Here is a 19,544-nt window from a genome sequence, read left to right on the forward strand (position 1 = left end):
GATATGTGTAATCGGCTATTCAGAGGTACTAAGCACCTCATTAGCTCGCTCGAAATCGTAATTCTCTAACGCACTTCGCACCTCTTTCAAGACATCCGAATGTGGATACTCGATGAGCAACTCCGACACGTATTGCGTCGCATCATTATCATAAGCATCCAGCAGTGATAACAACTTGCTACGTTGCTCTGAGGTGATGCTAGATGAGTCAGAGTCATAACCAAGACTAATCTCAGCTTCCTCAGTGCATGACGCCTCAAACTCGCTCTCGACCGCTTGAATCAGTTCAGCCAACCCAGAGTTTCCTTGTTTAAGATCCTTCTCATCACACGCCTTGTTGTGAGCTTTACTTTCTAAATCACTAAGTCGCTCTGCTAGTCGTAATCCACCAATCGAAGCCGCCATGCTTTTCAACGTGTGCAAATTTCGTTCTAACGTCACCCATTCGAGTTGCGTGAGGTTATCATACGTTTCTACCATAATCTCAGGCGCACCTTGGCAGAACCTATTCAGCACCTTGGTTTGTAATTCAACGTCATGATTGGTGAGCTGTTCAAATCGAAGCTTAGAAAAAATAGGCAAACTTGCGCTACTAGAGCCTAACTCAACCCCGTGACTTGGATTCAAATTGTCTTTCTGCTGTGGTTTCGCCGATGTATCAGTTGACGGTTTCCCTTCGACCAGTAACTCCGGAACAATGTATTTGGAAATCAAAGAGGTCGCTTTATCAATAATGATCGGCTTGTCCAAGAAGTCGGTGACACCCGCTTCCCTTGCTCTTTGTTTGGCATCTGCAAACACGTTGGCCGACATCGCTATAATAGGCACTTTTTTATTAAACTCACGAATCAATGCTGTCGCTTCAAAGCCATCCATAATCGGCATTTGAAGATCCATAAAGATCATCTCGTAATCATTGTTACGAGCCATCTCTAACCCTTCTCGACCGTTCTGTGCAAGGTCAGCATCCAACTTAGAATTACTGAAGAAAGCCAAAGCAAGATCTTGGTTGAGTTCATTGTCTTCAACCAACAGTACCTTCTGCCCTTTGAACTCTATCTGATAATCCAACTGCAGCTCTTGGGCTTTAAACTGGGTTAACTCTTCATGAGTCGATCTTGGTAGTGTCAGCTCAAAAGAAAACTCACTGCCTTGCCCTAGCAGACTCTCAACCGTGATTTTGCTTCCCATCGCGTGAACCAATTTTTGGCTTATATTAAGTCCTAAACCAGTACCGCCAAATTTTCGGGTCGTGGTGCTGTCAGCTTGACTAAATGCTTGAAAGAGCTTGTGTCGATTCTCTTCTGATATCCCGATTCCCGAATCGGATACACTGATCTTCATACTCACGCAGTGATCGTTAGACTCCAGTAGAACAGCGGTTAATGTCACATGTCCAAACTCTGTGAATTTAATGGCATTACCAATAAGGTTAAGAATGACTTGAAAGAGCCTTAACGGGTCGCCGAGCATTGGACTGTTTAACTCTGGGTCAACAGACATCGATAGGTTAAGTTGCTTTTCTGACGCCTTAGACTCCATCAGTTCTATGACATCTTTAAAGGTCACCATAGGGTTAAATGGGATGCTATCAATGAATAGCTGCCCCGCTTCTATTTTAGAAAAATCGAGGATATCGTTAATGATACTTAACAGTGAATGTCCTGAACGATGCACTTTCTCGATATAATTTCGAGCAACAGGATTAGATATTTCGCCAATAGCCAAATAAGACAAACCGATAATCGCATTCATCGGTGTTCTGATCTCATGGCTCATGTTAGCTAAGAAATCAGATTTAGCTTGGCTTGCGAGATCCGCTCTCTCTTTCTCTTCTTCAAGTTGCTCATTTAGGCGCTTCATTTCAGAGATATCAAAAGCCCAAAATAGAGTCGCGACTTCCCCATCAAGTTCAAATAGGTAATAGCTCACAAGCGCGACAAAGCGGCCTCCATCAAACTTTCTCAGCACTAACTCCCGGTTGACTACTTTACCGTTAAGATCTAGCTCTTTGTAAAACGCATCACGATCAGACAAAGAGTCATAAACAACTTCAACATCGATAGAAGAGAGTTCTTTTCGTCCCACCCCAAATAGGCGTTTGGCCGTATCATTTGCATAACGCACTTGGTCATCAACAATGACACTCGCCGCGATAGGCGAAGTATTCAGGATGTTGTATAGTTGATCTTGTGCTTTGCGAAGTGCTTCGGTCGCGTTATTGGCAATAGTGATTTGTTTGGATAGCTTTCTATTCCAAAATACAATCAGCAACACTATCACGATCGAGAATACCGATATGGTATAAACCAGTTGGTAATCAATTTTTTCAATCGCTTTAGGTGCCGCCCATTTAGCTGATATTTTTTGATGATCTTCAGCCGATATATTTTCAATCGCTTTATTCATAATTGACAACAATAACGGCTCAGACTTTATGACATGAAATGTTGGTGACAAGAAAAAATCTAATCGCCCAATGATCCCAATACCTCGGTAACCAAACGAATCGATCAAGTAATTAAGCACGTCGACAGTGTCAATAATTCCATCGAGCTCACCAGACTCAACTCGCTCCAACCCTTTTCTCGTAAAATCGACAAGCTCCCATTCAATATTTGGGTAACTTTCCACAATAGCTTCAGTATTGGCACCATTTGCTAATATTCCAAGCTTCCATCCATAAGCTTCTTCAAGCACAAGACTATTAATATCTCGGTGTGAAGCTATAGCAAGACGGCTAGAAAATAGCGCTTTTGCTGGTTTTACATTTTCACCTAACGAGCGGTTCTCGACAGCAGCAGACACTAGATGAACCTGACGGTGATCAACGAGTCTGCGAGTTTCTTGCCAGTTTTCAACATCAACATGACTCAATCGTAACCCAGTTTTTTGTTCAATTAACGTCAGGTAATCATCAATCATTCCAATATATTCATCCTTACTAGACAAGGCTTCATAAGGTAATGAATTGGGGTCGATACCTACTTTTAGTTCGGGATGGTTCTTGATCCATTGACGCTCTTTTTGGCTGAGATTTAGAAGCTCACCAGTCAAGTTGTTTGATTGATAGACACCGGCGATATAACGCTGTGCTCCTTCTCCAAACGATTCAAATTGTTCAATGGAAGGGAAATATACATAATTCCTTTCAACCGAATTTACATCAAAATAAAACGTCATGAAGCCCGCATTAATACTGCCTGTTTGCGTTTTATAGCCAGCACCTTTAGTGACAGATGAGAATGTGGACGTATTTTTTTTACTTAATGAAGAATCTAGCTCTTCGCCTAAATACCAAGATTCAATAGGTCTTTTGTTGTTATCCGCTTGTGCAGAAATCACCCTAAAAGTATGTTCAGCATCGAATATATCGAAGATCCTAGGGAGTTCTTCAAAGCGGTCATTCACAATAAAATAAGCCGATATTTGAGCGATAATGTCGGCCTTTCTCAGCACGGCTGTAAGATCATTCTTAACTTGATTTTCAAGTATTTGCTGAAACTCGTCATCAGTTTGCTTTAGATACTTAATCGCTTCATTGAAGCTGTCTCTTAGCTTAGCTACTCTAAAATCAACATAAATCGGATAGTCGACTTTAAAATCTTCATGTAGTTCGATTTCACGCATCTCAATGAAACGGGTATTCGTGACAAACCACCTCAGTACTCGTTTCTCAACCATTAATAAATCGACGTTTTGTGCGCGTAATTGAGAAAATGCAGACTCTAAGCTGTCGATATCCTCGATACTACCGATACTGACTTTGTTTCTCAGTATCTCAACGGAGTTTTTTATTGGCGAAGTATCATCAAATAGCAAAGCACCCAACGATAAATTTTCGGCAGAGTTGAGGTTCAAGTTGCGTCTTTTTAACGAAATAGGTACAAACTCTACATCCATTATTTTGTCACTCAAAAAATGGACTGAAGACCCATCAGCCTGTATTCCCGAAACAAACGATATCGAACTATTATTATCAATAGCCTGGTTGGCTGCGCTACGAGGAAGAGTGACAACGTCACCTAGTCGGTAGCCCATATTATTGAGAGCACGCTGCATAATGTCATGCTCAATCCCTACCGATGTACTTTCAGGATACATGTAAGGCGGATTACCAAACCCAAATACACCTTTCACTGGAGTGCGGTAGGGTGAATCTTTTAACCAGAACGATAAAATTTGGTTTTTCTTACCAATATCAAACGTTGCGATTTGCTGGTTTAACAAACCAAGCAACTCAGCGTCTTTAGTTCGAACAACCATTGAAGCTTCTATATATTTCCAGCGATCGAGAACGTAATTAACCGCTAAACTGTATACGCCGCTCTTGTGAGCGAGATCTAACGTAGTGACTGGCTCAGCAAGCATGCCATCGACTGAACCGTCTTCGAGAGCGCGAATAGCATCAATCGCCGTATCGAATTGGACTCTTTCTATCGAACTGAGTTGTACCCCCGACTTTTCTAAATCGATACTATCTTTGACCATGGCGATACGCCGTTTTTCGGACTGTTCAATATTGTCAGTAGTAGGGTCGTCGGTGGGAAGGATCACCGCGATTTGGTAGGGAATATAAGGGTTAGTAGCGAGAAATCGCCCACCTTCGCTCGGGTCAAACTGCTGAAAAGGAAAAACATCTCCTTTCCCATCAAGCAGTGCTTGTTTTGCTTCAGAGTTAGAATTTACGCTTATAAAGTCCGTTTCGATTCCATAATTTAGTTCAAACTCATTCGCCCAATCCCGAATAATACCGGACACCTCTCCATTATCGTCGATAAAAGAATAAGGGTAATGACCAGAAAGCGCGATAAAAGTCACCGTAGGTTTACTTTCCAACCATGAGTCTAAATTATCTTCATTGACACTCTCAGCGTGCACATATGACAAACTAATGAGAAGAAAAAACAAACTAGAAATGAGGACAAAGCACTGTTTAATCGTTATAACAAAGCGCTTATTCATCTTTGAACTTCTCTTTAATCGCTAGTATTTCGGGCAAGTTAACGAGAAACAAATCGACTATTGTCGGGTCAAAGTGTTTGCCTTTCTGCTCCGTAATTAGAGAAAGCGCCTCTTCAACACTCCACGCTTTTTTGTAAGGCCTTTCAGCCGTCAGAGCATCAAACACGTCAGCAACAGCCGCAATCCGACCAACTAAAGGAATAGCTTCACCCGCGATCTGATTTGGATAACCGCTGCCATCCCATTTTTCATGGTGATACTGCGCCACCTGGGTTGCCATTCGCATCAACTTTGAATCACTTTGTCTACCCAGTATCTCAACACCATACTCAACGTGCTTTTGCATGGTAGCCCATTCATCAGCATCTAACTTACCGGGCTTCAACAACACACTATCAGGAATGCCGATTTTCCCAATATCATGCATAGGCGCCGCATCACGGAGAGTCTCTGCATCTTCGTCTGTCATGCCTAAGGCTTTGGCTAAAACTTCACAATAATGACTCATGCGCATGACGTGCATACCGGTTTCATTATCTTTGAATTCAGCCGCTCTACCCAATATGTTCAATGTTTCTAGCTTGCCGAGATTGATCTCTTGAGTTTTCTCTTTTACCTGACTAAACAACGCGCGTTGTTGGTCATAAAGAGCAATATGAGTTTTTACACGTTGTAGTGCGATTTCAGGCGTAATTGGCTTCGTTAGATAGTCAACAGCCCCCAATGACAAGCCCCTCACTTCGGCTTCTGGACCAATTTTGGCTGTCACGAAAATGATAGGAATGTGAGCAGTATTCGGCTGAGCTTTAAGTTGGCTGCATACCTCATACCCGTCAATATCGGGCATCATAATATCAAGAAGAATGAGATCGGGTTGCGGTACCATTTTCGCAATTTTAATACCAATAGTACCGTTAATTGCCACTTTCACTTGATAGGTATCTTTGAGTATTGCCGTTAACACATCCAAGTTACTTGGAGTGTCATCCACGACTAACACTATAGGTTTCCGACTCATTGATACCTCGTATAAAAATCAAACAGTTATAACCATAGTGTAGATGGATTTTCACACCTCTCAATATGAAAATGACAAATGTTTGTTAAAAATTGAGGATAGATCTTCGAGTGACGTCAAACTAACGGTGAGCTCATATGCATGCCAGAAACTTGACGTACAATGTTTGAACAATTCACAGTTAAATTCAATTTTTCACCCTTTGTGCAGCTAATTTTATTTTGGTTAATCAAGCTTTCGACCATTAAGAGGCGTTAACAAAAGATTCGGCAACCAGAAACAAAAAGAGCTCCTCGTACGGGAGCTCTTTTCCTTTAGGTAGCTAGAAACTAATAGGCCTAACGACCAGAGTAATACATACAGATTCGAACGCCATCGAACTCGCGAATCTCAAATGGGATCTCATAGATGGACTCCATCACTGATTTTTCAACCACTTCCGAAACCTTACCCGATTTAACCACTTTGCCTTTCTTCATCGCGACGATATTATCGGAGTAACAAGAAGCAAAGTTGATGTCATGAATTACAATCACTACCGCTTTATTAAACTCATGCGCTAAACGACGCAGCGTCTGCATGATCTCTACAGAGTGTTTAATATCTAGATTGTTCAGTGGCTCATCTAAGAACACATAATCCGTATCTTGCGCCACAACCATTGCGATAAACGCCATTTGACGCTGACCGCCACTCAATTCATCAAGGTATTTGTTTTGAATGTCGGTAATGCCAAGGTGTTCTAGTGCTGTGTCGACGATGTTATGATCTTCGTCTTTCAAACGACCTTGAGAATGAGGAAAACGACCAAAACAGACCAATTCACGAATCGTAAATCGCATATTGATGTTGTTCGACTGTCTTAACACCGCAAGGTGCTTAGCCAGTTCTTTGGTATCCCATTCAGCCAGTAGCTTATCGCCAATAATAACTTCACCCGCGTCACTGTCTGTTAAGCGGCTCGCCATTGAAAGCAGTGTACTTTTACCCGCACCATTTGGGCCAATGATAGAAGTCACTTCTCCTTTCTGGAACATAGCACTGGCATCATCAACCACGAGTGATTTGCCATACTTCTTACTTAAACCTGTTAATTTAATCACTACTTACTACCTTTACTGAATTCTGGTGCGCAACAACAAGAACATAAAATACAAACCGCCGACCAAGTTAATGATCACACTCACTGTGGTTTCAAACGCCATCACTTTTTCGATAAACCATTGGCCAGAAACAAGTAGCACCACCGCTAATAAACTGCTAGCAATGATAAGCACACGATGCTGATAAGAGCTGAACATCTGACGAGCCAAGCTCACGGTGATCAAGCCAAAGAAAAGTACTGGGCCAACCAAAGCAGTAGACACTGCCACCATCACTGACACAATCACCAAGGTAATCTGAGTCAGTCGCTTGGTGTTCACGCCTAAGCTTGTCGCGTTATCGACGCCAAGCCAAAGTACATCAAGCTTAGGCGCCAATACCCATAAACCGAGCAAACTCAAACCCAATGGAATAAGGCTGAGGTAAACCAGTTCGCCTTTCACGTTATTGAAGCTTGCGAACATCACATTCTGCAGCACTGCGAACTCGTTTGGATCAATCAACATCGCTAAGAAGCTAGACAGACTCGAGAATACGCTGCCACACACAATACCAATCAACAGTAGTGTAAATACGTTGTTTCGCTTGCTCTTAAAGTAGAAATGGAACAGAGCAAACGAGAACAAGATCATCACAGTCACAGACAACGAAAAGTTAGCGATGGAATCAATCACCCAGAAGCTGACGCTACCAAACACAAACAAAAGCGACGTTTGAACCAACATATACAAGCTATCAAAGCCCAAGATGGATGGGGTTAAAATTCGATTGTTAGTAATGGTTTGAAAAACCAATGACGACGCAGAAATCGCTACCGCCGCCAACACAATCGACAGCAGTTTTGGTAGTCGCAGAGACAAGAAGAACTCGTAGTTATCCCACGTAAGTCCCTGCCCCACAAATACGGCCGCCATACCCAAAGACGCGATAGCCAGAATCGCAATTTTTATTGAATCACGCATTCGACTTGTCTCTCATGATTAGGTAAATAAAAATCAAGCCACCAAAGATGCTGATTACCATTGAGATTGGAATCTCATAAGGGAAGATGACGATTCGAGCTAACAGGTCACAAGCCAGCACCAAGATCACGCCCCAGTAAGCTGTCCAAGGAAGAATCTTCTTCATATTATCGCCCATCATCAGCGACACGATATTCGGCACGATAAGGCCAAGGAATGGGATAACACCAACAATCATCACCACAGAAGAGGCGCAGATAGCAACCAATGCAACACCAATAAAGACGATCTTCTGGTAATTCAAGCCGATGTTTTTCGCGAAGCTCTCACCGATGCTCGCCGCACTGAACTGGCTCGCAAAATAGTAAGCCAGCACACAAGCAGGCACTGCGAGATAAAGGATTTCATAGCTGCCCTGCAACACGCTCGCAAAGTTCGCCATCGTCCATGCAGACATGGTTTGTACTAAGTCGTACTTATAAGCAATGAAGGTTGTTAAAGACGAGACAACGTTGCCGTACATTATGCCAATCAAAGGCACCAAAACCGCATTTTTGAACTTGAGGTGTTGTAAGAAACGCACCAACAACATGGTCCCGAAAACGGCAAACGCGAAAATAAAGCCTAAGTAGCTCCATTGCGCAGCGTTACCTAGCACTAGAATACCGACGATGTAACCCAACATAGCACAGTCAATGGTCCCCATAGTCGAAGGTGCGGCAAACTTGTTCTGTACGATCTGCTGCATGATCAAGCCTGCGACACTCAAACCAGCGCCAGCAAGCACAATCGCGAACAACCTAGGAATCCGACTAACAATATAAATAGAGTTGGCGTGTTGGTTGCCATTGAAAAAGTCACTAAAACTGATTTCAGCGACTCCAATCATCAATGACGCAATGCATAACACAACAAGAAATACAGCAGCTGCAATGGGTTTCAACATAGAAATAATACTAAAGGTAGGTCTCGGGTAGCCCGTATGAAAAGTGAAAAGGGCTTATAAGAACACTCTTATAAGCCCAAAAATCTGATGATGAGTAACTATTGAATAGTACGTTCAACATCACCAAGCATTCTGTGAATCGCAGTGACACCACCGCCTGCCAGATACCAAGCACTTGAGTCAAGGTAAACGATGTTGCCTTGCTGTGCTGCTGGTGTTGCTGCTACCAATGGGTTATCAAACAGTTGTTGTGCGCGTCCTTCAGATCGGCCAATCGCTTTTTCGCGGTCAAGAACGTAAAGCACTTCAGGTTTCGCATCAGCAATGTATTCAAAAGAGATTAGATTGCCGTGTGTTCCTTTGATCGGAGCCACTGTTGCACTCTTTGACTCAACGAAGCCAAAATCATCAAAGATGATTGAGAAACGGCTGCCTTTGTTGAACATAGCAATGTTGTTGCCGTTGTTCATTAGCATCATGGCTGAAGTTTCGTTAGACGCCACTTTGTCGTTTATCGCAGTGATCGAAGTTTGAGTCTCTTTAATGATTGCTTCGACCTCAGCTTGCTTACCAAAAATGTCGCCTAGCGCGCGCCAGTTTTGTTGAGCATCAGCCCAGTACTTATCACCTTCAATAGAGAACATGACCGTAGGAGCGATCTGTGTTAGTTGGTCGTAAACCTTAAGCATGCGGTTTTCCGCGATGATGATGTCTGGTTTCAACATGTAGATAGCTTCAAAATCAGGTTCGCTTAATGAGCCTGTATTTGCTGTCGTTTCTTTGTATGAAGCGAGGTAATCAGGCAGCAAGCTATGAGGCGCGCCAACTGGTTGCACACCAATTTGATCTAGCACGTCTAAGCTACCATGGCCAAGAACCACCACTCGCTGTGGTACTTCAGTAAACTGCGCTGTGCCTTTTACATGCTCAATGGTGACCGTTTCCGCTTGTGCGGTCATCATGAATGATGATGCTAGAACGATGGCAAGCCCGCTAAATAACTGGCGAACTGAATTGATTGTTTTCTTCATGTTTCTTCCTTTGCCATTGATACAAAACCACTACTCATGACAATGAAAGTCACATCACTCATAGACGAGCATGGGGCGTACACAACTGCTAAATAACGATAATTTAAAGTCTGTCATTGATTTGACAACAAACTTGTAACGCAAGTGAGAATTATTATCAATTATATTTGCACTAAATTGGCGACACAACAACTTTATTATTCAGAAATGTAAAAGTGAGTATTCATGTTTTGCGTAGTCAAGAAAAGTATTAGGAATCAGAAATAGAAAAAGACACGAAAAGGAAAATAATTATCAATCTGGAGAGGACATTTGATGGCAAAAAGTGACCTAAAGACCTGCAATCACGGCACTTGACCCAAAGTTACGATTTGTAATTTACAATGTAAAGATGATATATAACAGCCACTTAATCATTAGTGAATTTACTGCTTTAATTTAAACCACTAATGATAATGAATACGAACAGACGCAAAGCCAAGTCTAGTCACATATCAAGGCAAGTCCCCCTGCTCTTCGCTCATTTACCCTTCAGTAAGCGATGACAAATCACTCAAAAATATTTTTAAATTTAATTGAAAATAGGGTTGTAATTCTAAAAACTAGGCGTATAGTTCGCCACCTGGCTCTAATCTATAGAGCTGTTAATGCTAAAGTAAGTCCAAGTTCCACAAAGACAGTTCTCGATTCCTCGTTACACCATCTCTGCGTCAGCTTTCACCCAGATAGTCATTCAATAGCTTCTCAATTAGATCCCATTACCGTTCTATTCGTCATTTGCTTTCTTTTTAGCGAATTCAAAATAGATCGACTACTTAAATATAAATGTAATAAACACAAGGCACAGTTATGTCACGCAGAACAACAAGACAAACCCATTGGTACCAACTATCACGCGAAAAAACAGTCAATAAACTAAAAGGTAATAAATGCTCAAGATCAAAATAGATTTACATAAAGAAGAACTTTCATGGGTCACCGAGATTCGACAGCTCAATAGCGATATACTCCACCGCCACATATTGCCCAAGCTACAACACAACAGTTATCTCATCGACTTTGAATTTAATGAAAGAGACAGCATCGGAACTATCGTTTCACGCAACGGAAACACCCTAGGACATTTCACACTCCTATAGCATTTCCCAAAGGCGACCAAAAGAAACATCGCCTAGTTCCAAAGATATAAAAGATGTCACCCTCAATTCGCTCTAGCAGAACAAAATAGAGTAGAAGTAAAACAGATCTGAAACCTAGCCCTTTTTGCATTTCACACGCGGCTAACGCTAGCTAGGTTATCGTGCTTCTATTGAAGCCAACTTATATCAAACTCTGAATCACCACTGCGTCATTATCAGTGCATTCATGGACTAATAGGTTAACGGCATCGACCTTAACTTCTGATCCAGCATATATAAGTGTTCTGCAGCTTGCATGTGTTGAGGGTAATCACTGAACTTCTCACGATTCTCCTCATTCATCTTACATGTCTCATCCACCAGCATTAACTTCCAATACAGCTTTGTTGTATGCAGCATCGCCAGTAAAGGTTTGAACACCTCTTTCTCATAAGCTTGAATCAACTCTTCAATCAATTCATCACGCTCGTCTTCACTTGCGATTGAACCATTGGTTGCGGCCAACACTTTCTGATATTTCAGGTTGAGTTGCAGTTTATCCATAACCGTTTGGTTATCTACCGCCAGTTCGACCAGCTTCGACTTAATGATACTCAGCCAGTTGTCTTGGCTAAGAACCGCTTCATCGACACTCGAAAAATCTTCGCGGATTTGACGTTCAACGTCTTTTTGAGCTTTCTTTAAAACGGCACGCACCTTTTGAAAAGGCAGCTGAAATTCCTTACTTAGCTCGATGATCAGTTTATGAAAACCACCATTTGGCAGGTGTAAGTTTTCTTTAAACGTCGCCATTGCGGCTTCCTGCTGTTCTGTAAGGTTGCTCATTCTCTTTCCTATTCTTTATAACTCACGGTGCTGAACCCGAGATCATACCATTATTAGCCACGGTTTTTCGGTTACTTCAGGCGCGAACCCTAGGTAGGTGTTTAAAATCGCTCAACACATTCTCATTCGGCTAATTTTTAGACCGCATGGCATTAAATGGTAAGTCCCGATCGGCGAATATTCGTACATTACGCACTCAGGGTATACAGCCAGACAGGAGTCTTTACTTATATATGCAAAATAACAGCGAGAAGTGAGAGAGCATCATGACCTATTCAGAATACAAAGAATCCGATTTACATAAGTGCGTGAGCATTGCTGGTGAAGCAACGGTCTCAATTGCCAAGTTTGTCTTTAAAGCCACCACCCTTTTATTCCGATTTTTCCGTTGGCTTGCGGTGAAGACTTATAACTATGTCATGAAGTAACCGCTGTTATTATCACGACTCTTCCTTTCAAAAAATTAAGCGCGCCCTTTTAGGTCGCGCTTTTTTTATGCCTGTATTTTCTGTAGTTAAGTTCCCCATAGCCAAATTTTGATGCTTCAAATGCGTGACCACTTTATATCGCCAATGGCGTTAAATGGTAAAACTGACCATCGAATAAAAACCATACTACACCTGTTCCAACGAAACAGACTTCTAACTTATACAGGTACTAAAATGAAAAAGATTGCACTTAAAATTATAGGACTAACGGTTTTGGCTTCTGCGCTAACTGGTTGTATCGGCAGTAACGCCGTAACAGGGAAAGTGATGAAATTTAACGTTGAAGTTGTCGATAACCGCTATGCTCGTGCAGGTGTAAACTTCTTATTAGCGCCTGTGTACGGTATTACTACCGCAGCCGACTACGTAGTATTCAACTCACTTGAATTCTGGACGGGTAAAAACCCAATCAGCGGCGCGCCACACGTGTTCGATACAAAAACAGACACACACTTCAAAGTTAATGATGAACTTGACCCAAGCCTAAAAGAGGCACCTGTCGGTCCAATCTCAAACAACCGCACTATCGAGACTGGTGAGATGATCAAGATCGACGAAAACACTATCCAAATGGATATCGTCTACACCAGTGGCGAAACAGCAACGCTGACTGGTATCAAAGAAGGTCAGAACGTGACTTACTACATGGACGGTCAGTTAGTGTCTCAAACAACTATCGCTGAGCTAGAGAAGATCCAAGGCTCTGAGGCTTAAGGTTTTTAGCTCACATTGAGACTCAAGATTCGTAGCTCATAGCGAGCTCAATCTCAAAGCTACGTTTGACTTTGAACCGCCTAAAACAAAAGAAGCCCGGCAATTGCCGGGCTTCTTTGTATGTGATCGATTAAGACTGAGATTGAGCGAGTCGAATACTCACCAAGCTCGCCACCATAATTGCTAAGTAAAAACTGCCGATGATCGACTCCATAAATACAAAAAACTGAGCAATAGGCAAAGCAGGTGAAATGTCACCATAGCCCACCGTAGTCAGAGTGATGAAGCTGAAATACATCGCATTGAACAAGTTCGTTAGCCAAATTTGCTCTTCTAAGCCATTAAATGCATTGGGAAAGATTTCCAAAATCAACAAGTAGATGGTCGACCACGCAAAACCCAACAACAGATAAATACAGATGGACCCGATGATATGATTTGGCGTGACGGTTTTCGCTTGTATTACCTGCCTTAACGCCGAATAAATATGTGAAAACAGAAAGATGGCCAACGCAGTTAACGTTACGATAGACAAGTTGTAGCCTTCTAAGAACGAAAACACACCCGACACCGATGCGGTGATCAACAACAACCCATACCAAGAGCGATACAAAGAACGCTCTTTATGAATGCCGACAATCGAAACCGCTAAGGTAATAATGATCAAAAATAGAATCGTTTTTTGGCCTTGCGGATAAAACTGCTGCATCACCGCACAACCAAAAAACAACACCAACAGTGCATAGAATAAGAAGTAGAAGTTGTCGTCTTTCGAGACTGCCTTCATCTATTTCTCCTCTGTCTCTGCTTTGTTTATCTCAGCTTCTTCTTGGTTTTTCTCTTCAAGCCCAAGCCACGCCATCATCAGCTCATAGGTCAAACTCAGAATCACAGCACCAACAAACAAACCGACAATGCCTGACATCGCCATCCCGCCCAACGCACCCAATAAAATAACCAGCATTGGAATATGAGAACCGCGGCTTAGCAGTACAGGCTTCAAGATAGCGTCACTGCCACTCACCAAAATACACCACACTAAGAACAAACTTGCCGCCAGCGTCGATTCAACACTGAACATGTAGATAATGGCTGGTAACAGAGCAAGAATCGGTGGAAGTTGTATGATTGCAATTAACAATACCGCCAACGCCCAAAACGCAGCAGCAGGTACGCCCGCAATCACCAAACCAATTGCCGACATCATAGATTGAATCACAGCAACACCAATCACACCTTGTACAACACTACGAACGGTCGATTTAGAAAGCTGTACCAGTTCTTCACCTTTACCGTCTGTTAAGCGTGCTACCAAGTGAGTCACACCCATTTGGCATTTATCGGCGTTGCTCATGAACGCACCAGCAATGATGGTCGAGATGATAAATTGAATGAAGCCACCACCCAGTGAACCCAGAACCGACGCTGCTTTGGTCGCGAATATCTTCAGTTCTTCCGCATACTTGATGAACACACTTTCTATGTTGGACGATGCGTGAACCAAGGCCGCATAGACTTTTTCACCAATCAACGGAATGTCTTGCAAAGATTCTTTCGGTTTAGGCAGGGACAAAGTGCCATCTTGTAGCCCTGTCATTAGGTCCGATGCACTGGTATAGATACCAGATGAAAGCGCCACCAGTGGAATCAGTAGCAACAGCACACCAATAAAGCTCAGTAATGCACTGGCTTTGCCTTTCGACATCCCGGTTTTATTTGAAATCGCCACTGTCACTGGGTAAAGCGCAGTCGCAATGATTGCCCCCCACACTACCAACAGAATGAATGGGCGCAGAATTGAAAAACACCAATAGACGAGCATGGCAATGGCTGCAATTTTTATTGCGGCATCAATCGCCTGTTTTGAAAAATCATCGGTTAACTTCATGAGACGTCCTTGTTAGGGCAAAAATTAGGGCTGATTTTGTAGAAACTTCCAATTCCTGGTTTCAAGGAAGAGTGAAGCCAAAATCATATAAACTCCAATTAACACTAATTGGAATATACGTATGAATGTGTTGCTGTCGATATCGCCTGAGCTCATCAATGTGCTTCCTACGAGTACCAATAAAGTACTGAATGCAGTGGCGAAAATCGGTGCTTTTTCTGGAACGGTATAGATCTTAGTAGCCATAAGAATGGCGATAAGTCCTATAAATAAAGAATAGAAGACAATATTGGGAACAATAGAAAGGATTGAAAAAGCAGCAATCGCCAACAAGCCTCCAATACCATTACTGATGACGAGAAACGCACTCAGCTTTACAGACTTTTCTGAAGTGATCATTAACGACAACAACGCGATAAACATCATAGTCAGCAGTGCTTCAGATATCTGAAAGATAAAGAAAAAGCACACCACAGGATACGAGATAATCATCGCTCTAAAGGCTGCATACCAACGTTGTTTCTTTTCGAGTGGCGCAGTCGCGAAACCTGAAAACTCCGATTTAGGCTCAGGAAAGAACACATGCACTAGGGCAAAGATCATCACTGAAACCACACCCGATGTTGCCAAACCAGATGCCAATAACACCGACACGCCCGGATTATCAATGGCCATGAATGGCAGCATCAACACGGCAATCAAGAGTATGGTGGCGAACAGATTCCACTTTGGATCGACAAACAAGTAGTAGCCCCACAGCATCATCAGCCCCACTAAAACCAGCAACGGGATGGGATAATGTGTAATACCACGAGACAACAACAAACCTAACGCCATGGTGGCAACCACCGCCAACAACAGTTCGTAGACCGTTTCTTTGTGCAGATTAGGTTTATCGATTAAGAACTTAGCGGTGAACACTGGAGCAACGAACGCAAGTGGCCAGTTAATCCACGCCGCCAAAAATACAGCCAACGTGACCCCGACGGTATACCGCAGGATCCGTTGCTGTGTTTGTTGGTCTAGTACGGGCTTATCGGACATAAGACAATACGCTAATAAATCGAATCCAAAGCTTGCCTATCGCATTGAAAACAAAGTTATCGCCGCTATAAACAATCACATCTGCCTGACCGCCTACACGTAACATGCCTTGCATGGTGTCACGCTCAAACTCGATGGTGATTGGAAGCATTTGAGTTTGGCGCAACCAGCCCGTTTGTTGGCTAGCTTGAGCAAGCTTACCCGCTTGATCGTTCTGCCCCCAATCAACACCCCAATCGATGCTGCTGACACGGCCTTTGACAATCTGACCTGGAGCAAAATCGAGAGCGACTTCCACTTCATCACCTACCGCAACATTGCCTAAGCTGTTCTCACGGTAATAAGCTTCGATCCAGATGTCTTCCGTCGAGACAAACGTCATAATCGCTTGGCCTGCCGAAGCATAGAATCCTTCAGAAAGACTAAAGTTAGACACACCACCTTGAGTCGGCGCTTTGATAACGGTACGTTCAAGGTTTAGCTGAGCCTGTTCCAACGCCAATAAGGCCGCTTTCACTTGGCTGTTCTCTTCACCCTCTTTACCCATCTGCTGCTTGGCACGTTCCAAATCCGCTTCAGCGTTAGTCACGCCAGCACGAGAAGTTGCTAACGCAGCTCTAGCCTCATCAGCGTCCGACTTAGACATCACGCCTTTTTCAGCCATTTCCAGAACACGTTTCGCTTGGAGCTGAGTGTTTTGTTTCTCAACCAGAGCAGAAGTTAATTTAGCTTGTGCAGAAGCGATGTTGGCGGTTTGAGCACCGACATTCTGCCCAGCAATCTCAAGATTTTGCTCGGCTTGTTGCACCGCAATTCGGTAATCAGATTCATCAAGAATCGCGAGTGTGTCACCTTGATTAACCAATTGATTCGGCTTAACTAAGATATCAAGCACTTTGCCTGACACTTCAGGTTTAATAGGAACGATGTAACCCTTCACGCGGGCATTATCGGTGATGGGTATAATTCGATCAGCAACAATGCTGAACAGCAGCGTAAATGCCACAAACCCAAGCAGGTAGTTGGTTACCTTTCTTACCTTATCCTTGCCATTCTCTGGTTGGCTACTTTCTTCATTGTCGTCTTGCTTGTTCCCTTTAACTTCAGACATGGAACTCCCTTCTCAATAACTAACATCAACAAAATTAATATCTTAAAAATAAACCTGACCATGGAAAACTCAAGTAAATAGGGTTAGATTTACTAAACAAAGTGTCGTAAATGATATGCACGTCCAATTATGTATCAATGCACAAGGATTGATTGATCATGGCCAACAGCTCTTATCAAGTACCCGTTATACAAACCAGTTACGCCAAGATCTTAGTCCAAATTTTTACTGACTATGGATTAGACCTACACAAACTGCTCGAAGACTCGGGCCTACCACCTGATCTTATTGAGTCAGAAAGTGACTTTGTGCCGTCGGAATCCATCAAACGATTGATTTATCTGACCTCATCACAATTGGGCGTTTCTCGATTTACGGATGTACTTGGTCTTGCGTTCAGACGAAGAATCATCCCATACGTCTTGCATCAATTTACCGAGTTCGACACCATTGGCGACTCGTTAAAACACATCAACACGATCTTCTCTTATGACTCGCCCGGCAGTAGTGTCGATTTCGTTGTTGAACATGGCCAAAGCTGGTTTTGCCGAACATCGCCTGATGAGCCTTCATCGATGTTCCAATGGGGCGAAGTATTTGCCATCACCTACATCATTGAGCTAATCACGATTCTGTCTCACTCACCTTGGCAACCTACCAAGATACGTTTGCAAGGACATGACACCGACATCGTCAAAACACTTGTTCCGAGCAATTGCCAACTGTTCATCGACCACAGTTCAACCGCGGTGATGATCCCTGATGAGCTCCTACAGCTTCCCATTCGTCTCACCGCCAAAGACTTAAGCAATAAGCCCGCGATCATTGAGTGGCACACAAGCTTTACTGACAGCGTTTATGAGTTACTTAAGCCTTACATGAAAGAGCAAGACCTCTCACTTGAAGAGGCCGCAGAGCTGCTTAATTTCTCGGTAAGAACCTTTCAGCGTAAGCTTAAAAACGAAAACACCACCTACCGAAAAATCAAAGAGAATCTGATGTTTTCTGTAGCCTGTGAGCTAATGGAAGAAGGTCACACGCTGACTTACATCTCTAGCCAACTGGGTTACACCAACATCTCGCATTTCTCGAGAGCCTTTAAACGGGTGTCTGGTCTTACTCCGAAGATTTACCAACGCTCGATATCGGCTTAGACACCGTTAAGTTCGTTAGCTAAATAGATTACCCAAGCACAATCGGAGCTGGGATGCCTGAATTCGAACTACACACCCTATTTCGACCATTCCCTTTGGCACGATAAAGCGCCCTATCCGCACTACGATAGGTCGCTTCAGCTTGCGCCTGTATTTCAGACACACCGCTGCTCACGGTTAGGTTCAAGGTCGTGCCTTTGGTAATCACTTCTTTCAATCGATACATGGCTTCAAACGCATCGGCCAAGTTGGTTTCTGGCATTAAGATGGCAAACTCTTCACCACCAACACGAGCCACAATGTCAGTATCACGACTGTTGTTTCTCAATAGTTCTGCGACCTCTTTAAGTGCCGCGTCACCCTGGTCATGGCCGTGATTATCGTTAATGGATTTAAAGTGGTCCAAGTCGATCAGCGCGAGACAAGAATGCGTGTAACCGTAACGCTCCGCGAGGTTTGAGTAGTGGTTTAGATCTTTATCGAAACGACGTCGGTTCCAACAGCCTGTGAGGGAGTCTGTTTCCACCAGCATTCTTAATCGACGCTCTAAGATCTTGCGTCGGCTGATGTCGGTAAAAGTGACCACGTATTTTTCGTTATTCGGCAATAACTCTGTGAGCTTTTCGACAACCACGTTGACCGTAAAATGTTCACCAAGTCGGCTGACACCACTCAGCTCACCTTTCCATCTGTGATTTTGCTTAAGCGAAGTGGCAATGGTCGATATCAAGACACTGTTGTTCATAAAGCAGAGGTCAGAAATAGGACGCGCTTCGACTTGGTCAAATGCATAACCAGAGACTCTAGAGAACTGCTGATTAACCTGAATTATTCTTAACTGACTGTCGAGAATAATAAAACCGGCAACACCATCAATGATCGCCTCAGACAAGCTGTTTTGGCTCTGAGTCATTTCGTGTCGATACAGGCGTGCGGTGATCAGTGTGCTAAGAAGGAACAACGCGCACACAGAAAAAACCATAGCTGCGGTAGAAGCAATGCTCAGCAACCACAAGCTAACTAAAGTATTTAGGACAAGTGCAGACACCACGTACAACGGGGCTCTGCGGTCAAAATTCAACTTGTTCATAATGTGCTCGGGTGATGGACAGAGCGCTATAATGACTAAGTTTTATAAACAATATTTACCATTTT

16 protein-coding genes are annotated in these 19,544 nt (G+C 43.1%); 4 read left to right on the forward strand and 12 right to left on the reverse strand.

Translation table 11 applies throughout. The features are described from left to right. Positions 1 to 15: 15 nt before the first annotated feature. The 6 genes from ITG09_19375 to ITG09_19400 all read right to left on the reverse strand — a co-directional run bounded on the left by ITG09_19375 (position 16) and on the right by ITG09_19400 (position 10,026). The gene (locus ITG09_19375; GenBank protein ID UPR55087.1) at positions 16 to 4,965 is read right to left on the reverse strand and encodes a transporter substrate-binding domain-containing protein; all 4,950 of its coding nucleotides are present in this window, start codon (positions 4,963 to 4,965) and stop codon (positions 16 to 18) included. Further along, entirely contained in the window at positions 4,958 to 5,983 is a 1,026-nt protein-coding gene (locus tag ITG09_19380) for a two-component system response regulator (GenBank protein UPR55088.1), read from the reverse strand. The genes ITG09_19375 and ITG09_19380 overlap by 8 nt, the downstream gene beginning before the upstream one ends. Positions 5,984 to 6,321: 338 nt before the next feature. Beyond that, entirely contained in the window at positions 6,322 to 7,086 is a 765-nt protein-coding gene (locus ITG09_19385; protein UPR55089.1) for an ATP-binding cassette domain-containing protein, read from the reverse strand. Positions 7,087 to 7,098: 12 nt separating this feature from the next. Next, the gene (locus ITG09_19390) at positions 7,099 to 8,049 is read right to left on the reverse strand and encodes an iron chelate uptake ABC transporter family permease subunit (protein ID UPR55090.1); all 951 of its coding nucleotides are present in this window, start codon (positions 8,047 to 8,049) and stop codon (positions 7,099 to 7,101) included. Next, positions 8,042 to 8,995 carry an iron chelate uptake ABC transporter family permease subunit gene (locus ITG09_19395; GenBank protein ID UPR55091.1) on the reverse strand — a complete coding sequence of 318 codons (954 nt, stop codon included), beginning with the start codon at positions 8,993 to 8,995 and terminating at the stop codon, positions 8,042 to 8,044. The genes ITG09_19390 and ITG09_19395 overlap by 8 nt, the downstream gene beginning before the upstream one ends. A 98-nt stretch (positions 8,996 to 9,093) precedes the next feature. Next, a complete protein-coding gene (locus ITG09_19400) occupies positions 9,094 to 10,026 on the reverse strand; it encodes an ABC transporter substrate-binding protein (protein ID UPR55092.1) in 933 nt (310 codons plus the stop codon). Positions 10,027 to 10,955: 929 nt separating this feature from the next. On the opposite strand from ITG09_19400, the gene ITG09_19405 reads away from it, so the two are divergent. After that, on the forward strand, positions 10,956 to 11,165 hold the full coding sequence (locus ITG09_19405; protein UPR55093.1) for a hypothetical protein: 210 nt from the start codon (positions 10,956 to 10,958) through the stop codon (positions 11,163 to 11,165). 231 nt (positions 11,166 to 11,396) lie between these two features. Here the strand turns inward: ITG09_19405 and ITG09_19410 are convergent, their stop codons facing one another. Next, on the reverse strand, positions 11,397 to 11,990 hold the full coding sequence (locus ITG09_19410) for a hypothetical protein (GenBank protein UPR55094.1): 594 nt from the start codon (positions 11,988 to 11,990) through the stop codon (positions 11,397 to 11,399). A 266-nt stretch (positions 11,991 to 12,256) separates the two neighbouring features. On the opposite strand from ITG09_19410, the gene ITG09_19415 reads away from it, so the two are divergent. Beyond that, positions 12,257 to 12,418 (forward strand): hypothetical protein, encoded by a 162-nt coding sequence (locus ITG09_19415; GenBank protein UPR55095.1) that lies wholly within the window; start codon positions 12,257 to 12,259, stop codon positions 12,416 to 12,418. A gap of 234 nt (positions 12,419 to 12,652) precedes the next feature. Then, positions 12,653 to 13,192 carry a DUF3332 family protein gene (locus ITG09_19420; GenBank protein UPR55096.1) on the forward strand — a complete coding sequence of 180 codons (540 nt, stop codon included), beginning with the start codon at positions 12,653 to 12,655 and terminating at the stop codon, positions 13,190 to 13,192. Between the two features lie 130 nt (positions 13,193 to 13,322). On the opposite strand, the gene ITG09_19425 is transcribed toward ITG09_19420, so the two are convergent. Genes ITG09_19425 through ITG09_19440 form a run of 4 tightly spaced genes read right to left on the reverse strand, consistent with a single transcriptional unit; the run spans position 13,323 to position 17,235 of the window. Further along, positions 13,323 to 13,979: a two pore domain potassium channel family protein gene (locus ITG09_19425; GenBank protein UPR55097.1), complete on the reverse strand. Its 657-nt coding sequence runs from the start codon at positions 13,977 to 13,979 to the stop codon at positions 13,323 to 13,325. Next, complete coding sequence (locus ITG09_19430; GenBank protein UPR55098.1) at positions 13,980 to 15,080, reverse strand: AI-2E family transporter; 1,101 nt, start codon at positions 15,078 to 15,080, stop codon at positions 13,980 to 13,982. Positions 15,081 to 15,104: 24 nt separating this feature from the next. Further along, complete coding sequence (locus ITG09_19435; protein ID UPR55099.1) at positions 15,105 to 16,124, reverse strand: DUF2955 domain-containing protein; 1,020 nt, start codon at positions 16,122 to 16,124, stop codon at positions 15,105 to 15,107. Further along, on the reverse strand, positions 16,114 to 17,235 hold the full coding sequence (locus tag ITG09_19440) for an HlyD family secretion protein (GenBank protein ID UPR55100.1): 1,122 nt from the start codon (positions 17,233 to 17,235) through the stop codon (positions 16,114 to 16,116). The genes ITG09_19435 and ITG09_19440 overlap by 11 nt, the downstream gene beginning before the upstream one ends. Positions 17,236 to 17,393: 158 nt before the next feature. On the opposite strand from ITG09_19440, the gene ITG09_19445 reads away from it, so the two are divergent. Then, positions 17,394 to 18,389 (forward strand): helix-turn-helix domain-containing protein, encoded by a 996-nt coding sequence (locus tag ITG09_19445; protein ID UPR55101.1) that lies wholly within the window; start codon positions 17,394 to 17,396, stop codon positions 18,387 to 18,389. Between the two features lie 28 nt (positions 18,390 to 18,417). Here ITG09_19445 and ITG09_19450 read toward each other — a convergent pair whose 3' ends face one another. Further along, positions 18,418 to 19,479, reverse strand: a complete 1,062-nt coding sequence (locus ITG09_19450; GenBank protein UPR55102.1) for a sensor domain-containing diguanylate cyclase — start codon at positions 19,477 to 19,479, stop codon at positions 18,418 to 18,420. Positions 19,480 to 19,544 lie beyond the last annotated feature (65 nt).

Origin of the sequence: Vibrio cyclitrophicus (genome assembly GCA_023206055.1) — a bacterium.
GTDB lineage: Bacteria > Pseudomonadota > Gammaproteobacteria > Enterobacterales > Vibrionaceae > Vibrio > Vibrio cyclitrophicus_A.

Bases quoted from the DNA above. Each gene is read 5' to 3' on its own strand.
- ITG09_19410 (UPR55094.1), bottom strand. From the start codon at position 11,990: ATGAGCAACCTTACAGAACAGCAGGAAGCCGCAATGGCGACGTTTAAA.
- ITG09_19380 (UPR55088.1), bottom strand. From the start codon at position 5,983: ATGAGTCGGAAACCTATAGTGTTAGTCGTGGATGACACTCCAAGTAAC.
- ITG09_19415 (UPR55095.1), top strand. From the start codon at position 12,257: ATGACCTATTCAGAATACAAAGAATCCGATTTACATAAGTGCGTGAGC.
- ITG09_19395 (UPR55091.1), bottom strand. From the start codon at position 8,995: ATGTTGAAACCCATTGCAGCTGCTGTATTTCTTGTTGTGTTATGCATT.
- ITG09_19450 (UPR55102.1), bottom strand. From the start codon at position 19,479: ATGAACAAGTTGAATTTTGACCGCAGAGCCCCGTTGTACGTGGTGTCT.
- ITG09_19390 (UPR55090.1), bottom strand. From the start codon at position 8,049: ATGCGTGATTCAATAAAAATTGCGATTCTGGCTATCGCGTCTTTGGGT.
- ITG09_19405 (UPR55093.1), top strand. From the start codon at position 10,956: ATGCTCAAGATCAAAATAGATTTACATAAAGAAGAACTTTCATGGGTC.
- ITG09_19435 (UPR55099.1), bottom strand. From the start codon at position 16,124: ATGTCCGATAAGCCCGTACTAGACCAACAAACACAGCAACGGATCCTG.
- ITG09_19400 (UPR55092.1), bottom strand. From the start codon at position 10,026: ATGAAGAAAACAATCAATTCAGTTCGCCAGTTATTTAGCGGGCTTGCC.
- ITG09_19445 (UPR55101.1), top strand. From the start codon at position 17,394: ATGGCCAACAGCTCTTATCAAGTACCCGTTATACAAACCAGTTACGCC.
- ITG09_19420 (UPR55096.1), top strand. From the start codon at position 12,653: ATGAAAAAGATTGCACTTAAAATTATAGGACTAACGGTTTTGGCTTCT.
- ITG09_19425 (UPR55097.1), bottom strand. From the start codon at position 13,979: ATGAAGGCAGTCTCGAAAGACGACAACTTCTACTTCTTATTCTATGCA.
- ITG09_19430 (UPR55098.1), bottom strand. From the start codon at position 15,080: ATGAAGTTAACCGATGATTTTTCAAAACAGGCGATTGATGCCGCAATA.
- ITG09_19375 (UPR55087.1), bottom strand. From the start codon at position 4,965: ATGAATAAGCGCTTTGTTATAACGATTAAACAGTGCTTTGTCCTCATT.
- ITG09_19440 (UPR55100.1), bottom strand. From the start codon at position 17,235: ATGTCTGAAGTTAAAGGGAACAAGCAAGACGACAATGAAGAAAGTAGC.